20 protein-coding genes are annotated in these 17,743 nt (G+C 68.7%); 13 read left to right on the forward strand and 7 right to left on the reverse strand.

Annotated features, from left to right (window positions below):
• Nucleotides 1–122 precede the first annotated feature (122 nt).
• From BW733_RS10330 to BW733_RS19005, 3 genes are all read left to right on the forward strand, one after another.
• Complete coding sequence (locus tag BW733_RS10330; protein ID WP_237268397.1) at nucleotides 123–455, forward strand: LuxR C-terminal-related transcriptional regulator; 333 nt, start codon at nucleotides 123–125, stop codon at nucleotides 453–455.
• 21 nt (nucleotides 456–476) lie between these two features.
• Nucleotides 477–3,044, forward strand: coding sequence for an ATP-dependent chaperone ClpB (gene clpB / locus BW733_RS10335; RefSeq protein WP_077350265.1), 2,568 nt, complete (start codon nucleotides 477–479; stop codon nucleotides 3,042–3,044).
• 147 nt (nucleotides 3,045–3,191) lie between these two features.
• A complete protein-coding gene (locus BW733_RS19005; protein WP_077350267.1) occupies nucleotides 3,192–3,881 on the forward strand; it encodes a DUF1707 SHOCT-like domain-containing protein in 690 nt (229 codons plus the stop codon).
• Here BW733_RS19005 and BW733_RS10345 read toward each other — a convergent pair.
• Nucleotides 3,803–4,228: a hypothetical protein gene (locus BW733_RS10345; protein WP_077350269.1), complete on the reverse strand. Its 426-nt coding sequence runs from the start codon at nucleotides 4,226–4,228 to the stop codon at nucleotides 3,803–3,805. The two genes, BW733_RS19005 and BW733_RS10345, sit on opposite strands and share 79 nt — an antisense overlap.
• A 76-nt stretch (nucleotides 4,229–4,304) precedes the next feature.
• On the opposite strand from BW733_RS10345, the gene pdxH reads away from it, so the two are divergent.
• Nucleotides 4,305–4,943: a pyridoxamine 5'-phosphate oxidase gene (gene pdxH, locus BW733_RS10350; RefSeq protein WP_161490206.1), complete on the forward strand. Its 639-nt coding sequence runs from the start codon at nucleotides 4,305–4,307 to the stop codon at nucleotides 4,941–4,943.
• On the opposite strand, the gene BW733_RS10355 is transcribed toward pdxH, so the two are convergent.
• The 5 genes from BW733_RS10355 to BW733_RS10375 are packed head-to-tail and all read right to left on the reverse strand — an operon-like array spanning nucleotide 4,940 to nucleotide 9,471.
• The gene (locus tag BW733_RS10355) at nucleotides 4,940–5,824 is read right to left on the reverse strand and encodes a WD40 repeat domain-containing protein (RefSeq protein WP_077350273.1); all 885 of its coding nucleotides are present in this window, start codon (nucleotides 5,822–5,824) and stop codon (nucleotides 4,940–4,942) included. The two genes, pdxH and BW733_RS10355, sit on opposite strands and share 4 nt — an antisense overlap.
• Nucleotides 5,796–6,191: a hypothetical protein gene (locus BW733_RS10360; RefSeq protein ID WP_077350275.1), complete on the reverse strand. Its 396-nt coding sequence runs from the start codon at nucleotides 6,189–6,191 to the stop codon at nucleotides 5,796–5,798. The genes BW733_RS10355 and BW733_RS10360 overlap by 29 nt, the downstream gene beginning before the upstream one ends.
• Nucleotides 6,188–7,420 carry a PQQ-dependent sugar dehydrogenase gene (locus BW733_RS10365; protein ID WP_077350277.1) on the reverse strand — a complete coding sequence of 411 codons (1,233 nt, stop codon included), beginning with the start codon at nucleotides 7,418–7,420 and terminating at the stop codon, nucleotides 6,188–6,190. The genes BW733_RS10360 and BW733_RS10365 overlap by 4 nt, the downstream gene beginning before the upstream one ends.
• A gap of 58 nt (nucleotides 7,421–7,478) precedes the next feature.
• Nucleotides 7,479–8,792 (reverse strand): MATE family efflux transporter, encoded by a 1,314-nt coding sequence (locus BW733_RS10370; protein ID WP_077350279.1) that lies wholly within the window; start codon nucleotides 8,790–8,792, stop codon nucleotides 7,479–7,481.
• A 37-nt stretch (nucleotides 8,793–8,829) separates the two neighbouring features.
• The gene (locus BW733_RS10375; RefSeq protein WP_077350281.1) at nucleotides 8,830–9,471 is read right to left on the reverse strand and encodes a MarC family protein; all 642 of its coding nucleotides are present in this window, start codon (nucleotides 9,469–9,471) and stop codon (nucleotides 8,830–8,832) included.
• Between the two features lie 87 nt (nucleotides 9,472–9,558).
• On the opposite strand from BW733_RS10375, the gene BW733_RS10380 reads away from it, so the two are divergent.
• The 9 genes from BW733_RS10380 to fbaA all read left to right on the forward strand — a co-directional run bounded on the left by BW733_RS10380 (nucleotide 9,559) and on the right by fbaA (nucleotide 16,091).
• The gene (locus BW733_RS10380) at nucleotides 9,559–9,852 is read left to right on the forward strand and encodes an antibiotic biosynthesis monooxygenase family protein (protein ID WP_077350283.1); all 294 of its coding nucleotides are present in this window, start codon (nucleotides 9,559–9,561) and stop codon (nucleotides 9,850–9,852) included.
• A 29-nt stretch (nucleotides 9,853–9,881) separates the two neighbouring features.
• Nucleotides 9,882–10,688 carry a spermidine synthase gene (locus BW733_RS10385; protein ID WP_077350285.1) on the forward strand — a complete coding sequence of 269 codons (807 nt, stop codon included), beginning with the start codon at nucleotides 9,882–9,884 and terminating at the stop codon, nucleotides 10,686–10,688.
• A gap of 19 nt (nucleotides 10,689–10,707) precedes the next feature.
• A complete protein-coding gene (locus BW733_RS10390) occupies nucleotides 10,708–11,388 on the forward strand; it encodes a class E sortase (protein ID WP_077350287.1) in 681 nt (226 codons plus the stop codon).
• Nucleotides 11,385–11,924 (forward strand): orotate phosphoribosyltransferase, encoded by a 540-nt coding sequence (pyrE, locus tag BW733_RS10395; RefSeq protein ID WP_077350289.1) that lies wholly within the window; start codon nucleotides 11,385–11,387, stop codon nucleotides 11,922–11,924. Before BW733_RS10390 ends, pyrE begins: the two co-directional genes overlap by 4 nt.
• Nucleotides 11,925–11,988: 64 nt before the next feature.
• Nucleotides 11,989–12,714 (forward strand): LemA family protein, encoded by a 726-nt coding sequence (locus BW733_RS10400; protein WP_202970174.1) that lies wholly within the window; start codon nucleotides 11,989–11,991, stop codon nucleotides 12,712–12,714.
• Nucleotides 12,715–12,965: 251 nt separating this feature from the next.
• Entirely contained in the window at nucleotides 12,966–13,520 is a 555-nt protein-coding gene (locus BW733_RS10405; RefSeq protein ID WP_077350291.1) for a YceI family protein, read from the forward strand.
• A 116-nt stretch (nucleotides 13,521–13,636) separates the two neighbouring features.
• A complete protein-coding gene (locus tag BW733_RS10410; protein ID WP_077350293.1) occupies nucleotides 13,637–14,338 on the forward strand; it encodes a TrmH family RNA methyltransferase in 702 nt (233 codons plus the stop codon).
• A gap of 82 nt (nucleotides 14,339–14,420) precedes the next feature.
• Nucleotides 14,421–14,963, forward strand: a complete 543-nt coding sequence (locus tag BW733_RS10415; RefSeq protein ID WP_152024656.1) for a hypothetical protein — start codon at nucleotides 14,421–14,423, stop codon at nucleotides 14,961–14,963.
• A gap of 102 nt (nucleotides 14,964–15,065) precedes the next feature.
• The gene (gene fbaA / locus BW733_RS10420; RefSeq protein WP_077350297.1) at nucleotides 15,066–16,091 is read left to right on the forward strand and encodes a class II fructose-bisphosphate aldolase; all 1,026 of its coding nucleotides are present in this window, start codon (nucleotides 15,066–15,068) and stop codon (nucleotides 16,089–16,091) included.
• Between the two features lie 309 nt (nucleotides 16,092–16,400).
• On the opposite strand, the gene BW733_RS10425 is transcribed toward fbaA, so the two are convergent.
• Nucleotides 16,401–17,584 (reverse strand): IS3 family transposase gene (locus tag BW733_RS10425; RefSeq protein ID WP_152024657.1). Its coding sequence is split into 2 segments (ribosomal slippage): nucleotides 16,401–17,320 and nucleotides 17,320–17,584, totalling 1,185 coding nucleotides; the frame shifts between segments, so codons are not numbered across the junction.
• Between the last annotated feature and the right edge of the window lie 159 nt (nucleotides 17,585–17,743).

Consider the following 17,743-nt stretch of genomic DNA (forward strand, 5'->3'; position numbering starts at 1 on the left):
TGGTCGCCGACCTCGCCCGCGCTGAAGCGGCCGTCGGGTCCCGCCGACGCCCGAGGTGAACCTCACCCCGCCGCGAGAAGGAACTGGTTCAGTGGCTGACCCACGCGCTCACGAACCGCCAGATCGGCAGGAACATGGGGCTCTCGGAGGGGTCGGTGAAGCAGTACCTCTCGCACGTGGGAGACAAGCTGGGCGTCACCTCCCGCACCCAGATCCTGATCCGCGCCATCCAGCTGCGCCTGGTCGATCCCCCCGCCCTTTCACCCCTGCGCCGGGCCGCTGACGGCTCAAGGGCGTACAGGGTCGCGAATCGGCTGCGTCCAGTGGCCGGAAACGGCCCCGGCGACGCCTCGTGCATCTACCGTGTGAAGTGGGTCGGCGGTGCCCTGAACGGGGAATATCCAGGCTCGAATGAGGTTGAGTTAGGTAGACTCAATTTTACAAACGGATCCTGATCGAGAAAGACGTAGAACACCATGAACACTGAAAGGCTGACGACCAAGTCGCGCGACGCCCTCACGGCGGCCATACGCCAGGCCCTGACGAAGGGCAACCCCAACACCGAACCCGAGCACCTGCTCCACGGCCTTCTGCTGACGCCGGACAACACCGTCGGCGCGCTGCTGACAAAGGTCGGCGCAGACCCGGCCGTCGTCGACAATGCGGCCGTGCTCGCCATCGACAAGCTCCCTACGACGAGCGGATCGTCGGTGAGCCAGCCCGCGATCAGCGGCTCGCTCGCCCGGGTGCTCGCCCAGGCGGAGACGCTCGCCGACGAGCTCGGTGACAGCTTCGTCGCGACGGAGCACCTGCTCATCGCGCTGGCCCAGGTGCAGTCCGAGGCGCAGAAGATCCTGGCCAAGAACGGCGTCGATCCGGAGCGGCTGAAGGAGGCCTTCGAGGCCTCCCGCGGAGGCAAGCGCGTCACCTCCGCCGAGTCCGAGGGCGGCGAGTCCGCGCTCGAGAAGTACTCCGTGGACCTGACGGAGGCCGCCCGCGAGGGCAAGCTCGACCCCGTGATCGGCCGCGACTCCGAGATCCGGCGCGTGATCCAGGTGCTGGCCCGCCGCACCAAGAACAACCCCGTGCTGATCGGCGAGCCTGGCGTCGGCAAGACGGCAGTCGTCGAGGGCCTCGCCCAGCGCCTCGTCGCGGGCGACGTGCCCGACTCGCTGAAGAACCGCCGCCTCATCGCGCTCGACCTCGCCTCGATGGTCGCAGGCGCGAAGTACCGCGGCGAGTTCGAGGAGCGGCTCAAGGCCGTCCTGAACGAGATCAAGGAATCCGCCGGAGAGGTGATCACCTTCATCGATGAGCTGCACACGGTCGTCGGGGCGGGCGCCTCCGGCGAGGGGGCGATGGACGCGGGCAACATGCTCAAGCCGATGCTCGCCCGAGGCGAGCTGCGCTTGATCGGCGCCACCACGCTCGACGAGTACCGCGAGCGGATCGAGAAGGACCCGGCGCTCGAGCGCCGCTTCCAGCCGGTCTTCATCGGCGAGCCGAGCGTTGAAGACACCGTCGCGATCCTCCGCGGCCTGCGCGAGCGCTACGAGGCGCACCACAAGGCGCGCATCACCGACTCGGCGCTCGTCGCCGCGGCGACGCTCTCGAACCGTTACATCACGAACCGTCAGCTGCCGGACAAGGCGATCGACCTGGTCGACGAGGCAGCGTCGCGGCTGCGGATGGAGATCGACTCCTCCCCGGAGGCCATCGACATGTTGCGCCGCGAGGTGGACAGGCAGACGATGGAGAAGTTCGCCCTCGAGAAGGAGACCGACGACGCGTCGCGCGAGCGGCTCGCCCATCTCACCTCCGAGTTGGCGGACAACGAGGAGAAGCTGCGCGGCTTGGAGTCGCGCTGGGAGGCCGAGAAGTCGGCCCTGAACCGGGTCGGCGACCTCAAGAAGAAGATGGACGAGCTGCGCGGCGAGGCCGAGAAGGCCCAGCGCGAGGGCGACCTGACGCGCGCCTCGACGATCCTCTACGGCGACATTCCGAAGGTCGAGGCGGAGATCGCCGAAGCCGAGCAGACCGACAACGCCCCCTCCATGGTCTCTGAGGAGGTCGGAGCGAGCGACATCGCCGAGGTCGTCTCGGCCTGGACGGGCGTGCCCGTCGGACGCCTGCTGCAGGGCGAGTCCGAGAAGCTGCTCGACATGGAGGAGCGCATCGGCGCCCGCCTGGTCGGTCAGCGCGAGGCGGTCAAGGCCGTCTCCGACGCCGTGCGGCGCAGCCGTGCGGGGATCTCCGACCCGAACCGTCCGATCGGCTCGTTCCTCTTCCTCGGCCCGACCGGCGTCGGCAAGACCGAGCTCGCGAAGGCGCTCGCCGACTTCCTCTTCGACGACGAGACCGCGCTGATCCGCATCGACATGAGCGAGTACTCGGAGAAGCACTCCGTCGCCCGGCTCGTCGGTGCGCCTCCCGGCTACGTCGGCTACGAGGAGGGCGGCCAGCTCACGGAGGCCGTGCGGCGCCGTCCGTACTCGGTGATCCTGCTCGACGAGGTCGAGAAGGCGCACCCGGACCTGTTCAACATCCTGCTCCAGGTGCTCGACGACGGACGGCTGACCGACGGCCAGGGCCGCACGGTCGACTTCCGCAACACCCTGCTGATCCTGACGTCGAACCTCGGAAGCCAGTTCTTGGCCGATCCGCTGCTCGACGCGCAGAGCAAGAAGGACTCCGTCATGGCGGTGGTGCGCCAGGCGTTCCGGCCCGAGTTCCTCAACCGGCTCGACGACATCGTGCTGTTCGAGCCGCTCTCCCCGGAGGATCTCGGCAAGATCGTTGAGATCCAGATCGACAAGCTCAACCGCCGACTCGCCGACCGCCGGATCACGCTCGTCGTGACCGAGGCCGCCAAGAAGTGGCTGGCTGAGGTCGGCTTCGACCCCGTCTACGGTGCGCGACCGCTGCGCCGCCTCGTGCAGAACACCATCGAGGACCAGCTCGCCCGCGCGATGCTGGCAGGCGAGGTGCACGAGGGTCAGACGGTGACCTTCGACAAGGTGGGCGACACCATCAAGATGGTCTGACGCAGAGCGTCACGCGGGCCGCAGGGGACACCCCCTGCGGCCCTTTCGCGTGCCGAGCCGCTTCTCCGATCCGCCGCCATGCCGGGCACGGGTGCGTCAGTACACCTCGCCTGATGCCCTCGGCGGGTCTTTGGGTAGGCTTGGTCCATGGCTGGCGACGACAACATGCGCATCGGAGACGCTGAGCGGGAGCGCGCCGTCTCCAGGCTGCAGGAGCATCACGCGGCCGGCCGGCTCAGCACCGAGGAGTTCAACGACCGGATGGGCAAGGCCCTCGAGGCGCGCACCGGCTCCGATCTGCGCGGCCTGTTCGTCGACCTGCCGGGCGGAGACACCCGCTACGAACCGGGTCAGCCTCCGACCTATGGAGCCTCGCCGTACTCGACCTCCTCGGGGCCTTACGACGATCCGTACGGGCTGCAGGACAGCAGCCTCGGGATGGGCAGCGAGCCCGCCCCCTACTACGGTCAGCCCGCCTCGAGCGAGGTCGACGAGAACAGCGGTCACTTCGCCAAGCCTTGGTACGCGCAGTGGTGGATCCTGCTCGTCGCCATTTTCGTCTCCGGCATCGCCGACGGAAGGCTGTGGTTCCTGGTGCCCGCGGCCGCCATCTGGATCTGGGTGGTCTACCCCAACCTGCACCGGCGTCAGCAGCCGCCGCCGCAGGTCAGCGCGCCGCCACGTCCGATGACCTATCTCGAACGTGACGAGGTGATCCTGGCCCTGCAGACGGGCGGAGAGGTCGAGGCCATCCGCCGCTACCGCGAGATGACCGGCGCCGACCTGTACACGGCCACCCAGACGGTGCGCGCGATCAACCGCGAGCTCGGCGCCTGAGGCTCACGGGAAGAACAGGCGCAGCTCGTCTGCGTTGGGATTGAAGAAGCCGACGGAGTCCTTGCCTGCGAGGGAGCGCGCACTGTCGGCTTGCCCAGCTCGACCGGGACCGTCGCCCTCGTGATGGTCGGGCCGAACTCGTAACAGGTGTTCCCGTCATGTGCGTCCGCATAGGGACCGTTCGCCGCCGGGAAGTCCGAGGAGAAGTCGGAGTACCAGTTGCGCATCGCGACGGTCCCGACGTCGGGGTCGTCCGACGGCGTGGTCTGCCTCGTGTACCACCCGACGAACGCGTCGTCGTCGGCGGGGGCGGCCTTCGCGTCGAAGATGACGATCTCGTAGCTCATGGGTGTTCCTCCTTGTTGGTGCGAAGTTACCGCGCCCCGCTGCCCCGCGCGGGCGAACCGGTGGTTTGATGGGCCAATGGGTTCCCTCCATGACATCCGGCGCGACTACGCGGGCGACCCGCTCCCAGGCGACCCGATGGCGATCGATCCGTGGCGCTTCTTCGCGGCCTGGGTGAGCCAGGCCGTCCAGGCAGGCGAACCCGAGGCGACGGCCATGACGCTGGCGACCATCGGCGGCGACCTGCGCCCGTCGTCGCGGATCGTGCTGCTCAAGGAGTACTCGCCGCGGGGGCTGGTCTTCTTCTCCGACTACGACTCCCACAAGGGACGCGACCTGACTGCCAACCCCGTGGCCGCCGCGTCCTTCTGGTGGCCGGGCACCATGCGCCAGGTCAGGGCCGTCGGGCCGGTGAGCCGGCTCCCTCGGCCCGAGTCGGAGGCATACTTCGCGAAACGGCCGAGGGCGAGCCAGCTCGAGGCGTGGGCATCGAGGCAGTCCGAGCCGCTGCGTCGCCGTGCCGACCTTCGCGACGCCGTCGGCGCCGCGCAGGAACGGTTCAAGGGCGCTCAGGTGCCCTGCCGTCCGTCGTGGGGCGGTTATGTGATCGACGTGGACACGTTCGAGTTCTGGCAGGGCCTCCCCGGCCGCCTGCACGACAGGATCGTGTGCAGGCTGACCGAACACGGCTGGCGCAACGAGCGGCTGCAGCCCTAGTCGCAGCCGTCGATGAACTCGACGCCGGGCACGAGGCGCTCCCATTCCTGATCGGTCAGCGGGTCGCCGAAGGTTGCGCACATGGCGTCGCGGGCCGTTGCCGGGTCGTCCTCCCAGGCGACGGTGCGTCCGTCGTCCATCGACATCACGATCTCGCCCTCGTAGGCCTCGACGCCCATCACGTTGTCCTGGCCGGGCCGCAGCGTCAGGTACAGCGACCAGCCCTTGCCCTCCCGGCTCCACACCCACACCGTCCCCGCGCGTGAGGCGGCGATCAGCTGCTCTCCGGCGTCGTCGAACTGCAGCTGGGAGAGGGAGGCGCGGGCATCTCCGAGCAGGAAGGAGGCGTGGGGCGCCGCCGGGTCGGACATGTCGTAGAGGGTGACCTCACCCTCGTCGTTGCCCAGCGCGAGCGTGCCGTCCGGAGCGAAGGCGAAGCGGATCGGCACCGCTGCGTCCGTCGTCCTGCGTTCGGCCAGCCGGGTCGCACCGTCGCCGCTCACCCTCCACACGTTGAAGCCCTTGCCGTCGAGCGTCATCCCGACGAACAGCGAGCTGTCCGCGCTGAAGGCCGCCGAACTCGGCCAGCCGTCGAGGGTGGCCACCTTCGACCAACCGCGATCATCGGCGCGGAAGAGTTTGAAGTCGGCCTTGTTGCGGTAGCCGAGGGTGAGCAGCGTGTCGTCCGGTGACATCTGCAGGTCGATCAGTCCGGTGGGGAGGGGCTGGGCGTGCGCCACCCGGTAGCCCTCGCCGTCGAAGGCGAGAGTGACGAGCTGGCCGCCCTCGCTCTGGTTGACCAGCGTCGAACCGTCGGCGCTGATCGCGTGGTAGGGGTTGTAGCTGGTGCCGTCAGGGGCGGGGTCGATGGGACGTGGCACCCACCCGTCCCCTCTCGCGGCTCATCACGACGGCACCCTCCGCGGTCCCGATCAGGAGGCCGACGTCGCTGCGGGGCACGTCGAAGTGCGGTGTGCCGGAGTCGGTCTGCAGCACGAGCCTTCCCGGGGCTGGTGCCCAGTGGTTGACCTCGCCGTCGCTGGAGCCGACCACCAGCGAGTCACCACTGCCTGCGACCCCCGTGACGATGCTGCGTCCGGGGTAGCGGTGCAGGGACGCGCCGTCGGGGGAGTAGATGTCGACGGTGCCGAACGACCCGGCGACGATCAGCCGGTCCCCGAGGTGCGCGACGGCGTTGACCCCCGAGGAGGTGGCGATCGTCTTCAGCACCCAGCCCAGGGGGATCATTCGGGGCGAAGCTCCAGCAGGGCAGCGGAGTCGCCGTCGCGCAGCAGCCAGATCGCTCCGTCGGGTCCCTCCTCGACCTCGCGGATCCGCGCGTCCATCGGCCACGTGTCCGCGAGGGCGGCTGTGTCGCCCGCGAGGTTGACCCGGATGAGGGCCTCCCCTGAAAGGGCTCCGATGAACGCGTCGCCCTTCCAGGCGGGGAACAGGTCACCCTGGTAGATCATCAGCGAGCCGGGCGAGACGCTGGGGTTCCACGACACCTTCGGCGGCTCGAAGCCGTCGCCTCCTGTGTGGTCGGGGATGTCGGAGCCGTCATAGTTCGAGCCGTTCGAGGCCTCGGGCCAGCCGTAGTTGAGGCCGGGCCTGATGAGGTTGACCTCATCGCCGCCCTTCGGACCCATCTCGCTCGACCAGAGCCGCCCGTCGGCATCGAAGGCGAGGCCGAGCGGGTTGCGGTGTCCGATGCTCCAGAACTGCTGTGCGATCGGCGCGTCCTCCTGGAAGGGGTTGTCGGCGGCGGGCTGGCCGTCGAGGGTCAGGCGGAGGATCTTGCCGAGGGTCGAGTCGATCTCCTGGGCAGGCGTGAACTGGCGCCGGTCGCCCGAGCTGACGAACAGGTACTCGCCCTGGATGGCGAGGCGGTGCGAGTAGTGGCCGCCGCCGTCGATCTTCGGGCTCTGCTCCCAGATCTTCGTCACGTCACTCAGCGCCGCGCCGTCGACGTCGAGTTTCGCGGTGCCGACGACTGCGCCGGTTCCGCCCTCCCCGGACTCGACCCAGCTGAGGTAGACGGTGCCGTCCTGCTCGAAGGTGGGGCCTGCGATGATGTCGCCGAGGCCGCCCTGTTGCGTGACGGTGACCTCCGGGACCCCGCTGACCTCCCGCACCCCGCTGGCATCGCGGAGCTTGAGGGCGCCGCCGCGCTCGGTGACGGCGAGCACGTCCGTGCCGGGCAGGAACGTCATGGCCCACGGCTCGTCGAACGTCTCGTGCTCGGCGACCGTGAAGGTGTGCGAGGTGGGGGTGGGGCTCGGGGCCGCGCTCGTGGCCTCCGCGCTCGGGGCCGGGCTCGTGGACGCGACCGACGGGTCGCTCGAGGCCTGCGGGTTCGCGACAGGTGTGCTCTGCGCGGGCGTTCCGGAGGGCGCGGTGGGGGTCTCCCCCGGCGACGAGCAGGCCGCGGCGAGCCCGGCGAGCGCGGTGAGGGTGGCGATTCTCAGAGCTCTCATGTGTCGACGCTACCCGTCGGGGCGTGAGAACCGGGGCGGTCGCGGAGATCGGCGTGGGTCACGTGTTGTCGTCGACGACGAGCCACCCGTCGCCTCGTGCGCGCAGGCCGAGGGTCACGGCCCGTGCGCCCATGAAGCCGACGGTGAAGGCGAACCAGAGCCACAGCAGGGCGGGGACGCCGCTCGGCAGGAGCAGGGCGACGAGGGCAAGGGGCGCGTAGACGGCCAGGTTGATCGCGCCGGCCTTTGCCAGGTAGGGACCGTCCCCGGCCCCGATCAGCACGCCGTCGAGCAGGTACACGTAGCCGGCGAGGCCGAGGGTCGCGCCCGCGACCAGCAACAGATATCCGATGATGCGGCGAACGTCCGCATCGGTGCTGAAGGCGGCGGCGATCGGGGCGCGCAGCGCGATGGCCGCCAGGCCGAGGATCACCCCGGCGCCGATCGACCAGCGGATCATCTTCGACGTGAACAGGCGCGCCTCGGCCTTGTTCCCGGCGCCGAGCGATGTCGCGATGATCGTCTGCCCCGCGATCGCCAGCGCGTCGAGTGCGTAGGCCAGCAGGTTCCACACGTTCATGGCGATGTGGTGGGCGGCAAGGGCCGAGGCGCCCTGGGCGGCGGCGACGTAGGTGGTCAGCAGCAGGGCGGCGCGCAGGAGGAGGGTGCGCAGCCACAGCGGGAAGCCGACGGTGAGGCTGTGCATCATGTCGGCCCAGACCGGGGCGAGCCGGGCCCCGACCCGTCGTGCCTTCACCGCGACGAGGGCGGCCGCCGTGAGGCCGAGGGCGGTCTCGGCGACCGCGGTACCGAGCGCTGCACCCGAGATGCCCATGCCGAGGCCGAACACGAAGGCCAGGTTGAGCAGCAGGTTCAAGGTGGCTGCGGCGACCGAGAGCACAAGCGGGGTGCGGGCGTCCGAGAGTCCGCGGAAGGTTCCCGTCGCGCCGAGCATGACCAGCATCCCCGGCAGGCCGGGCAGCGACCAGCGCAGGTAGTCGACGGCGTACGGGGCCACGTCGGGGCCGGCGCCCATCGCGCTGGCGAGCCATGGCGCGAGCGGCCACATCACCAGGGCGATCAGCGCCCCCATCGCCGCGGCGACCCACATCGCCTGGACGCCCATCTCCAGGCCACGGCGCTGACGGCCCGCGCCGACGAAGCGCGCGACGACCGCCGTCGATCCGTAGGCGAGGAAGATCGACAGGCCGACGACCGTGAGCAGCAGGCCGCTGCCGATGCTCAGCCCCGCCAGTTCGACGGTGCCGAGCCGGCCGACGATCCACGTGTCGGCCAGCAGCATCAGCGGGTGCGCAAGCAGCGCCGCGAAGGCGGGAACGGCGAGGGAGAGGATGCGTCTGGTCAGGCTCATGTCCCGCGACAGCCTATGCCCGCACGGCCGGTTCGGCTCAGCCGGCCAGGCCAGGCAGCAGCGCCTTGACGCCGGCGGCGATCATCGAGACGCCGATCGCGGTCAGGATCATGCCCATCAGCCTCGTCATGATGGTGCGCAGCGTCTGCGACAGATGCTTTCCGATGAACCCGGCGCAGAACAGCACGACCGTCAGCGCCACGAGGATGACGAGCAGTGCTGCGCCCACGGCCACCCAGTCGGCCGGCCCGTCGGCGTGACCGGCGAGCAGCACGAGCGTGGTGATGGTGCCCGGGCCGGCCAGCATGGGGAAGGTCATCGGGTAGAACGAGATGTCCCCGCTTTTCGCATGCTCCGTCTGGTGCGCCTGCTCGGAGGCGGTGCCGTCGTGCACGGTGCTTTCCCCATGCAGCATCCCGATGCCGATGATCGCGAGCACGAGGCCACCTGCGACGCGAAAGTCGTCCACGCTGATCCCGAACACCTTCAGCAGCAGCGAGCCGGTGGCGAGGACCACGGCGCAGAAGATGGTCGTGTACAACCCGACCCTCAGCGCCGAGCGCTTCTGCCTTGCGGGAGAGTAGCTGGCCGTCAACGACAGGAACATGGGCAGCGAGACCAGCGGGTTCATGATCGCGAACAGCGACCCGAGGGCGCCGAGGAACATGCCGAGATTCATCAAATCCTCCTGACTGCCCCCTCACCTTACGGCCCTTCGTGCGTCGCAACGGTGTGGATAGGCTCGGGGTGTCAGAAGGAGGAGACCATGTCGGTCGTCAAGATCAACGCCATCGAGGTGCCAGACGGTGCCGGGGCAGAACTCGAGGCCCGGTTCGCCGCACGGAAGCACGCCGTCGACCAGTCGCCGGGGTTCGAGGGCTTCCAGTTGCTGCGCCCCGTCGCGGGTGAGACGCGCTACTTCGTGGTGACCACCTGGGCGAGCGAGGAGGACTTCCAGGCCTGGCGCGACGGCGGGGCACGCGCCGCCCACGCGCCGAGCGACCGGAAGCCCGTCGCGAGCGGCGCCTCGCTGCTCGAGTTCGAAGTCGTCGACCTCTGAGCGCAGACGCGACTCGCTAGGCTCCTGGGATGAGTGAGCGGCTGTTTCCCGACCGGGACGTCCCTGGCGCCTTCTGGGTGCGGTTCGGGCCGACGTCGCAGTCGTGGGTCGATCCGTCCCGGCCCGACTTCCTCGCCTTCGAGTACGTCCAGCACATCGCCATGGTGCTCGACCACACCGTCCTCGACACCGAGCCTGAGCGCAGGCTACGGGTCGTGCACCTCGGGGGTGCAGGCATGTCCCTTCCCCGCTGGGTGGCGTGGCGCCGCCCGGGGACGGCGCAGGTGGTCTGCGAGCCCGACGTCGAGCTGACCGCCGAGGTGCGGCGCAAGATCCCGCTTCCTCCCCGCTCGGGCATCAAGGTGCGAGACGTCGACGGCCGCACGGGCCTTGCCGCGATGGCAGACGAGTGGGCCGACGTGATCATCATCGACGCGTTCGACGGGGCGCAGGTGCCGGGCGAGCTGGCCACCCAGGAGGCGCTCGACCAGGTGCGCAGGGTGGTGCGTGGCGATGCCGTGGCCGTGTTCAACATCACCGACCGTTCCCCCTTCGCCTGGGCAAAGCGGCTCGCGGGCGGTCTGCAGCAACGATGGCGGCACCTGCTGATCGGCATGGAGCCGGTCGTCGCGAAGGGGAAGCGCTTCGGCAACCTCGTGCTCGTCGCCAGCGACGTCAAGCCGGATCTCGCGGGGATCGAACGTGAGTCGGCGAAGCTGACCATCGGGTACCGCTGGATCGCTGGCCAGCAGGCGCGGGGCTGGCACGGGGGAGCCGAACCCATGACAGACGATGCGCACGAGCCCTCGCCGGGGCCGGCCGGGCGCGGCTGGTGACCAGCGGTGACCTGCAACAATGGGTGACGTGTTGGCCATGTGTGCGGCTCGAAGGACCGTCTCCCCACTCCTGGTGCTGCTGATCGTCGTGCTTGTCGCGCTGGTCGGCCTCGGGGGATACCTGGGATGGCAGTTCTGGGGGACCAATGTGCTGGCCGCCGGCCCGGCCACCGACGAGGTGACCGCCCTGCGCGACGCGTGGAAGGCAGCTCCAGCGCCCACGCAGGAGGAGGGCGAGCCGGTCGTCGTCGAGGAGCCGACCCTGCACGAGCCGGCCTGGGTGCTGCGCATCCCGACCCTGGACCTCCAGTACCCGGTCATCGCGGGCGTCGACCCGGACGATCTGACGCGCGGGGTCGGCTGGTATCCGGGCACCGCGCTTCCCGGGCAGCTCGGCAACGCGGCCTTCGCGGGCAACCGCACCACCCACGGAAAGCCCTTCGCCCGGCTGCTCGAGCTGAAGGTGGGCGACGAGGTGGTCATCGAGACCGCCGGGGCCGTCTTCACCTACACCGTCGTCTCCGCCCCGGGCGAGCTCACAGTCAACAAGGACGAGAGCTGGGTCATCGACCCCGTGCCCGGCCGCCCGGACGAGGTCCCGACGCAGGCCTACCTGACCCTGACCACAGCCGAGGACCTGGTCGCCACAGACGACCGCGCCGTCGGCTTCGCAACCCTCACCACCACGGAGACCCGATGAGCGACCGCAGCGACCTGATCAAGCACATTTCCGACCTCGCCGTCGTGCACGGCAAGGTGACCCTTGCCTCCGGGAAGGAGGCCGACTACTACGTCGACATGCGGCGCGTGACCCTCGACGGCGCGGCCTCGCCCGTCGTCGGCCGCGCGATGAACGCCCTGGTCTCCGACCTCGACTTCGACGCCGTCGGGGGGCTCACCCTCGGCGCCGACCCGGTCGCCACCGCCATGCTGCACGCCAGCGCCGCCGCAGGCGGACGGCTCGACGCCTTCGTCGTGCGCAAGGAGTCGAAGGCCCACGGCATGCAGCGCAGGATCGAGGGGACCGAGGTCGCCGGGCGCCGCGTACTGGTCGTCGAGGACACCTCGACCACCGGCGGATCGGCGCTGACCGCCGTCGAGGCGGTGCGGGAGGCCGGGGGAGAGGTCGTCGCCGTCGCCGTGGTGGTGGACCGTGGCACCGGCGCCGCGGAGGCGGTCGCGGCTGAGGGGCTCGAGTACCGCTACGCGGTGGAGCTTTCCGACCTCGGTCTGTGACGTAGAACCCTCCCGTTCGGACCGCCCCGTCCGCTACCGTGATTCCTAACGTAAGGAGACCACCGTGCCCACATTCGTGATCGTGCTCATCATCCTGCTCGTCGTCATCCTCGCGGTGGTCGGCTGGGCAGTGAGCGCCTACAACGGCTTCGTGCGCAGCCGCAACGTCATTCAGGAGTCCTGGCGTCAGATCGACGTCGAGCTGAACCGACGCTACGAACTGATCCCGAACCTGGTCGAGACGGTCCGCGGCTACGCGGCCCACGAGCGCAACACGCTCGAACAGATCACCGCGCTGCGCAACCAGGCCCGCGCCCTCGCCGGCCAGAGCGGCGGCCAGCCGACCGAACAGCGCTCCGCGATCGAGGCCGAGCTGTCCCAGGCGGTCAGCAACCTGCTGGTCACCGTCGAGGCCTACCCCGAGCTGAAGTCGAACACCAACTTCGTGGAGCTGCAGCGCGAGCTGACCAGCACGGAGGACCGGATCGCCGCGGCCCGCCGCTTCTACAACGCCAACGTGCGCGACTACAACACAAAGGTCGAGTCGGTGCCGAGCAACATGATCGCCAACTTCGCCAAGTTCGAGAAGGCGACCTACTTCGAGCTGAACGACCCGATCGCCCGCCAGGCGCCCGACGTGAACTTCGGCGAGATCTCCCAGCGTCCGGGTGGGCAGCCGGAGGGCGCGCCCCAGATCTCCCCGCAGGACGCGCAGAACCCCGTCCAGCCGCCGCAGACCCAGCAGGCACCCCAGGCGCAGCAGGCTGAGCGCCCGCCGTTCCAGGGCTGAGCCGACTTCTCCGTCGCCCCCGTCTCCGCAAGGAGGCGGGGGCGTCGTCACGCTCAGGGAGAACAGGAAATCGCGCAGACCGGCCGAACCCGGCGCCTCGATTTGGCAGGCTGGAGGCTCCGACAAGCGTCGCCTCCCGTTGGCGGCCACCCCCCTCAGCGAATCAAGGGGAGTCCGACTCCACTTGTAGTTGAAGGATAAACCAGAAGTCGCTAATGTTGGTTGCACCGACAAGAAAAAGGACTTGAAACATGAAACTCAACGAGCTCAAGGGCACCTACGTCCTCGACCCCACCCACACCACCCTCTCCTTCATCGCCCGCCACGCGATGGTGACCAAGGTCCGCGGTTCCTTCGAGGAGTTCGAGGGCAAGGCCGTCGTCGACGGGGCCAACCCCGAGGCCACCAAGCTCGAGGTCAAGATCAAGACCGCCTCGGTGAACACCCGCAACGCCGACCGCGACGCCCACCTCCGCTCGGCCGACTTCTTCGACGTCGAGCGGTTCCCCTACATGACGTTCGTGGGCACCTCCACCGTCATCGAGGGCGACGTCGTCAAGGTGACCGGTGACCTCACCATCAGGGACGTCACCAACTCCGTCACCTTCCCGCTCGAGTACGCCGGCTCCGCAAAGGACCCCTTCGGCAACACCCGCGTCGGCTTCGAGGGCTCTGCCCAGGTCCTCCGCTCCGACTTCGGCCTGACCTGGAACGCCGCCCTCGAGACCGGTGGCTTCCTCGTCTCCGACAAGGTCACCCTCGAGGTCGAGATCTCGGCCATCCAGCAGGTCGAGGCCGTCGCCTGATCTGACTCGTCGAGCGGGTCCCACGCCCTGCGTCGGTTGATCCACCACTCGCTCCCGAGCCGGCCCTCGCGGGCCGCAGTAAGCCCCGACCATCTGGTCGGGGCTTCACCCTTTCCATGCCGACCTCGTCTCGGTTGCGCCGCGCGGGCGCAGGCGGATTGCGTCACGTGCCCGACCTGCGGCACGCTCGTGCCGTGACCGACGAACCCCAGGACCCGACCGCGCCGACGGTCGGCGTCGGCCCCCACCCCCTTCCCTGGCCCGACGACGAGCGACTCGACCCCGAACTGCTGCGCGACGGCGACCGCCGCAACGTCGTCGACCGGTACCGCTACTGGCGACTCGACGCCATCGTCGCCGCCCTCGACCGCAGCCGCAGCCGACTGCACGTCGCCATCCAGAACTGGGAACACGACTTCAACATCGGCTCCATGGTGCGCACCGCCAATGCCTTCAACGTCGCCGCCGTGCACATCGTCGGCCGCCGCCGCTGGAACCGCCGCGGAGCGATGGTCACCGACCGCTACCTCCACGTCCACCACCACGAGGACGAGGCCGCCCTCCTCGCGCACCTGGCCGAGGCAGGCGTCACGCCGGTCGGCGTCGACAACCTCCCCGGCTCCGTCCCGCTCGAGACGACCGAACTGCCGGCAGACTGCTGCCTGATCTTCGGCTCCGAGGGGCCAGGCCTCACCGACGCGATGGTCGCAGGCTGCGAGCGACTCGTCGCCATCACCCAGACCGGATCCACCCGCTCCATGAACGCAGGCGCCGCCGCCGCGATCGCCATGTACCACTGGAGCCTGCAGCACCGCTGAGCCGGCTGCGGGACACGGGCCGAGGGCCGGAGCCAACGCTCGATCCGGCGACGGAACCGGGCCTGCCGCTAGAGTGACGCGCATGCAGCAGCCATCGCGATTCGTCGCGGGTCTCACGCCCCTTCCCACGGCCGCCCGCGTGACAAGACAGCGCGGAGCCCTGCGCATGCGCATCATCACCTCGATCATCTCGCTGGTGATCCTCGTCGTGTTCATCCTCATCTTCGGCAAGACCTGGAACACCGGCTGGACCATCACCATCGTCGTGCTCTGGGTGCTCTCGACCGCCTTCTGGTTCCTCGTCACCGTCGACGCCCTCCGGCGGGCCAAGCGCGACCTCGGACTCATCCCCGAGGGCGACGCGTTCTACCTCGACCCCGAAGGCATCGAGTTCGTCTTCCCCAAGCCCGTCCGCGTGCGCTGGTCAGAGGTCACCGGATTCAAGCTCACCGGGCGCAACTTCGGCGCAGGCCCCGCCCTCACCGTCGACGCCGACGGGCAGGAGGTCGCGCGGATCCCCGTCAGCTTCCTCGATGCCACCCCCGCCGTGATCGATTCCGCCGCCCAGGCCTACTCCCTCGGCCGGGTCCGCCTCGACACCGGAGCCCTCGACAGGATCCTGTGACACCCACGGGGTCACCGTCTTCCACAGCGGGCCCCGCTCTCGCCTGCCACTGGCAACGCGATAGGCTAGGGTCGAAACGACTCATCGAGAAAAGAGGCTTCCATGCCAGTCGCAACTCCCGAGGTCTACGCGGAGATGATCGATCGCGCCAAGGCAGGCAAGTTCGCCTACCCGGCCATCAATGTCTCCTCGTCGCAGACCATCAACGCCGCGCTCCAGGGCTTCGCCGAGGCTGGCTCGGACGGCATCCTGCAGATCTCGACCGGTGGCGCGGAGTACGCGTCCGGCCCGACCATCAAGGACAAGGTCACCGGCGCCGCGGCATTCGCCGCCTACACGCAGGTAGTTGCCAAGAACTACCCGATCAACGTCGCGCTGCACACCGACCACTGCCCGAAGGACAAGCTGGACAGCTTCGTCCTTCCGCTGCTTGCCATCTCGGAGGAGCGCGTCGCCCGCGGCGAGCTGCCCCTTTTCCAGTCCCACATGTGGGACGGCTCCGCCGTTCCCATGGAGGAGAACCTGCAGATCGCTGACGAGCTCCTCGCCCGCACCTCGAAGGCCAACATCATCCTCGAGATCGAGGTCGGCGTCGTCGGTGGTGAAGAGGACGGCGTCTCCGCCGAGATCAATGACAAGCTCTACACCACCGTCCAAGACGGCCTCCGCACCATCGAGGTCCTCGGACTCGGCGAGAAGGGCCGCTACATGACGGCGCTCACCTTCGGCAACGTGCACGGCGTGTACAAGCCGGGTGCCGTGAAGCTGCGCCCCGAGGTGCTGAAGGAGATCCAGGACGCCGTCGGCGAGAAGTACGGCAAGGAGAAGCCGTTCGACCTCGTCTTCCACGGTGGCTCCGGCTCGACCGCCCAGGAGATCTCCGACGCTGTCGACTACGGCGTCATCAAGATGAACATCGACACCGACACCCAGTACGCCTTCACCCGCCCCGTCGCCGACCACATGTTCCGCAACTACGACGGCGTGCTGAAGGTCGACGGTGAGGTCGGCAACAAGAAGGCCTACGACCCCCGTGCGTGGGGCAAGGTGGCGGAAGCCGGCATGGCCGCGCGTGTCGTCGAGGCCTGCCAGCAGCTGCGTTCGGCTGGTACGTCGCTCGGTAAGTGAGCATCTGACTGACTCGATGTCGGCCGGTCCCTTCGGGGGCCGGCCTTCGTCGTTTCTTGGGCCGTCTGGGGGTTCCGGTCAACGGGTCGTTCCTGTCGTTTCGTCGCCGGGTCCTGTGCCGGTTCTCGACACCGTGGCTGGGTCTTTTTGCGGGCCAGCCTCGGTCAGCTGCCCGTGCGGCGTTGTCGTCGGGTCTGCTTGTCGGGTGCTGGTCGTGTTCGGTGCGGGTGGTTGAGGCCGCCCGGTCAGCTGCCCATGAAGAACTGGGCTGGCGCGGTGTTTTCGGACAGCGGAGTTGATTGGTTTCTCTTACGCTGCCAGTGCTGGCTGTTGGTAACTGTAGTGGACCTCGTTGGGCCTGTGGTAGCCGAGGGCGGAGTGCCGGCGGCGGCTGTTGTAGAAACCCTCGATGTAGGCGATGACATCACGCGTGGCACGTTCTTTCGTCGCGTAGACGGTGCGGTGGACCCGCTCGTTCTTCAACGCGGAGAAGAACGATTCGGCCATCGCGTTATCCCAGCAAACGCCCGTGCGTCCCATCGAGGAGGGCATGCCCAGCCCTGCCACCAGTGCCCGGTAGCCGGCCGAGGTGTAGACGCTGCCGCGGTCGCAGTGGAAGATCGCGTCAGGCTCGATCACTGCCGTCGCGGCCGCGTTACGCAGCGCGGTCTCGACGAGTCCGGTGCGCATGTGATCAGCGATCGACCAGCCGACGACCTTCTTCGAGTAACAGTCGATCACAGTGGCCAGGTAGATGAAACCCTGCCAGGTATGGATGTAGGTGATGTCGCCGACGAACTTCACCCCGGGCCGCTCGGCAGTGAAGTCCCGTTTCACCAAGTCAGGCGTGCATGCCGCAGCTTCCGCGTCTGCTTGGGTTGTGACCCGGAACGGGCGCGGCTGGCAGGGCACGAGGTGTTCCTGCCGCATGATCTGGCGCACCAGCTCCGGTGAACACTCCACGCCCTCAGCCGCAAGGTCTGCGTGGATGCGTCGATAGCCGTAGGTGCCGTCAGAGGCCGTGAAGAAGTGCCGGACCCGTGCAGCCAGTGCTTCCCGGCGCGCGGCAGTGGCTGACTGCGGGCGCTTGAGCCAGTCGTAGAACCCCGAAGTTGACACCGCCAACCACAGACACATCTTCCACACCGGGCTCGTCTCGGTCGGGTCGTTTCGGAGGGAATCGATGTACTCGTACTTGCCCACTACCGCGGTTCCCTCGCGAAGTAGGCCGCGGCTTTTTTTAGGAACGCCGTCTCCGCACGGAGCTCCTGATTCTCCCGCTCGAGCTCCTTCAACCGAGCACGCTCGGTGACCGTCAGCTCCGTCTCGGTGCCCCCGTGCGCGTCGCGGTACTTGATCAGCCAGTTACGCAGCGTCTCCGGGCCGACACCGTAGGCCTCAGCGACCTCCCGGATCGGTTTCGAGGTCGAGATCACCTCCTGACACAGCTCGTCCTTGAACTCTTGGCTGAATCGCCGTCGTGATGCAGTCATCCTGCCGATCTCTCTTTCAGTAGCGCCCTCAGCATAAGAGGGCCCACCGTCCGAAATCCCTAGGCCCCCCAGATCGGCGTGGCCGTGCCGTCCGAGTCACTTGTAACGGGTGCGCTGACTGGACAAGTGCAGTGTGCGGGTCCAGTTGCCGTGGCGCCG

The sequence above is a fragment of the Tessaracoccus flavescens genome (genome assembly GCF_001998865.1).
Taxonomy (GTDB): Bacteria; Actinomycetota; Actinomycetes; order Propionibacteriales; family Propionibacteriaceae; genus Arachnia; species Arachnia flavescens.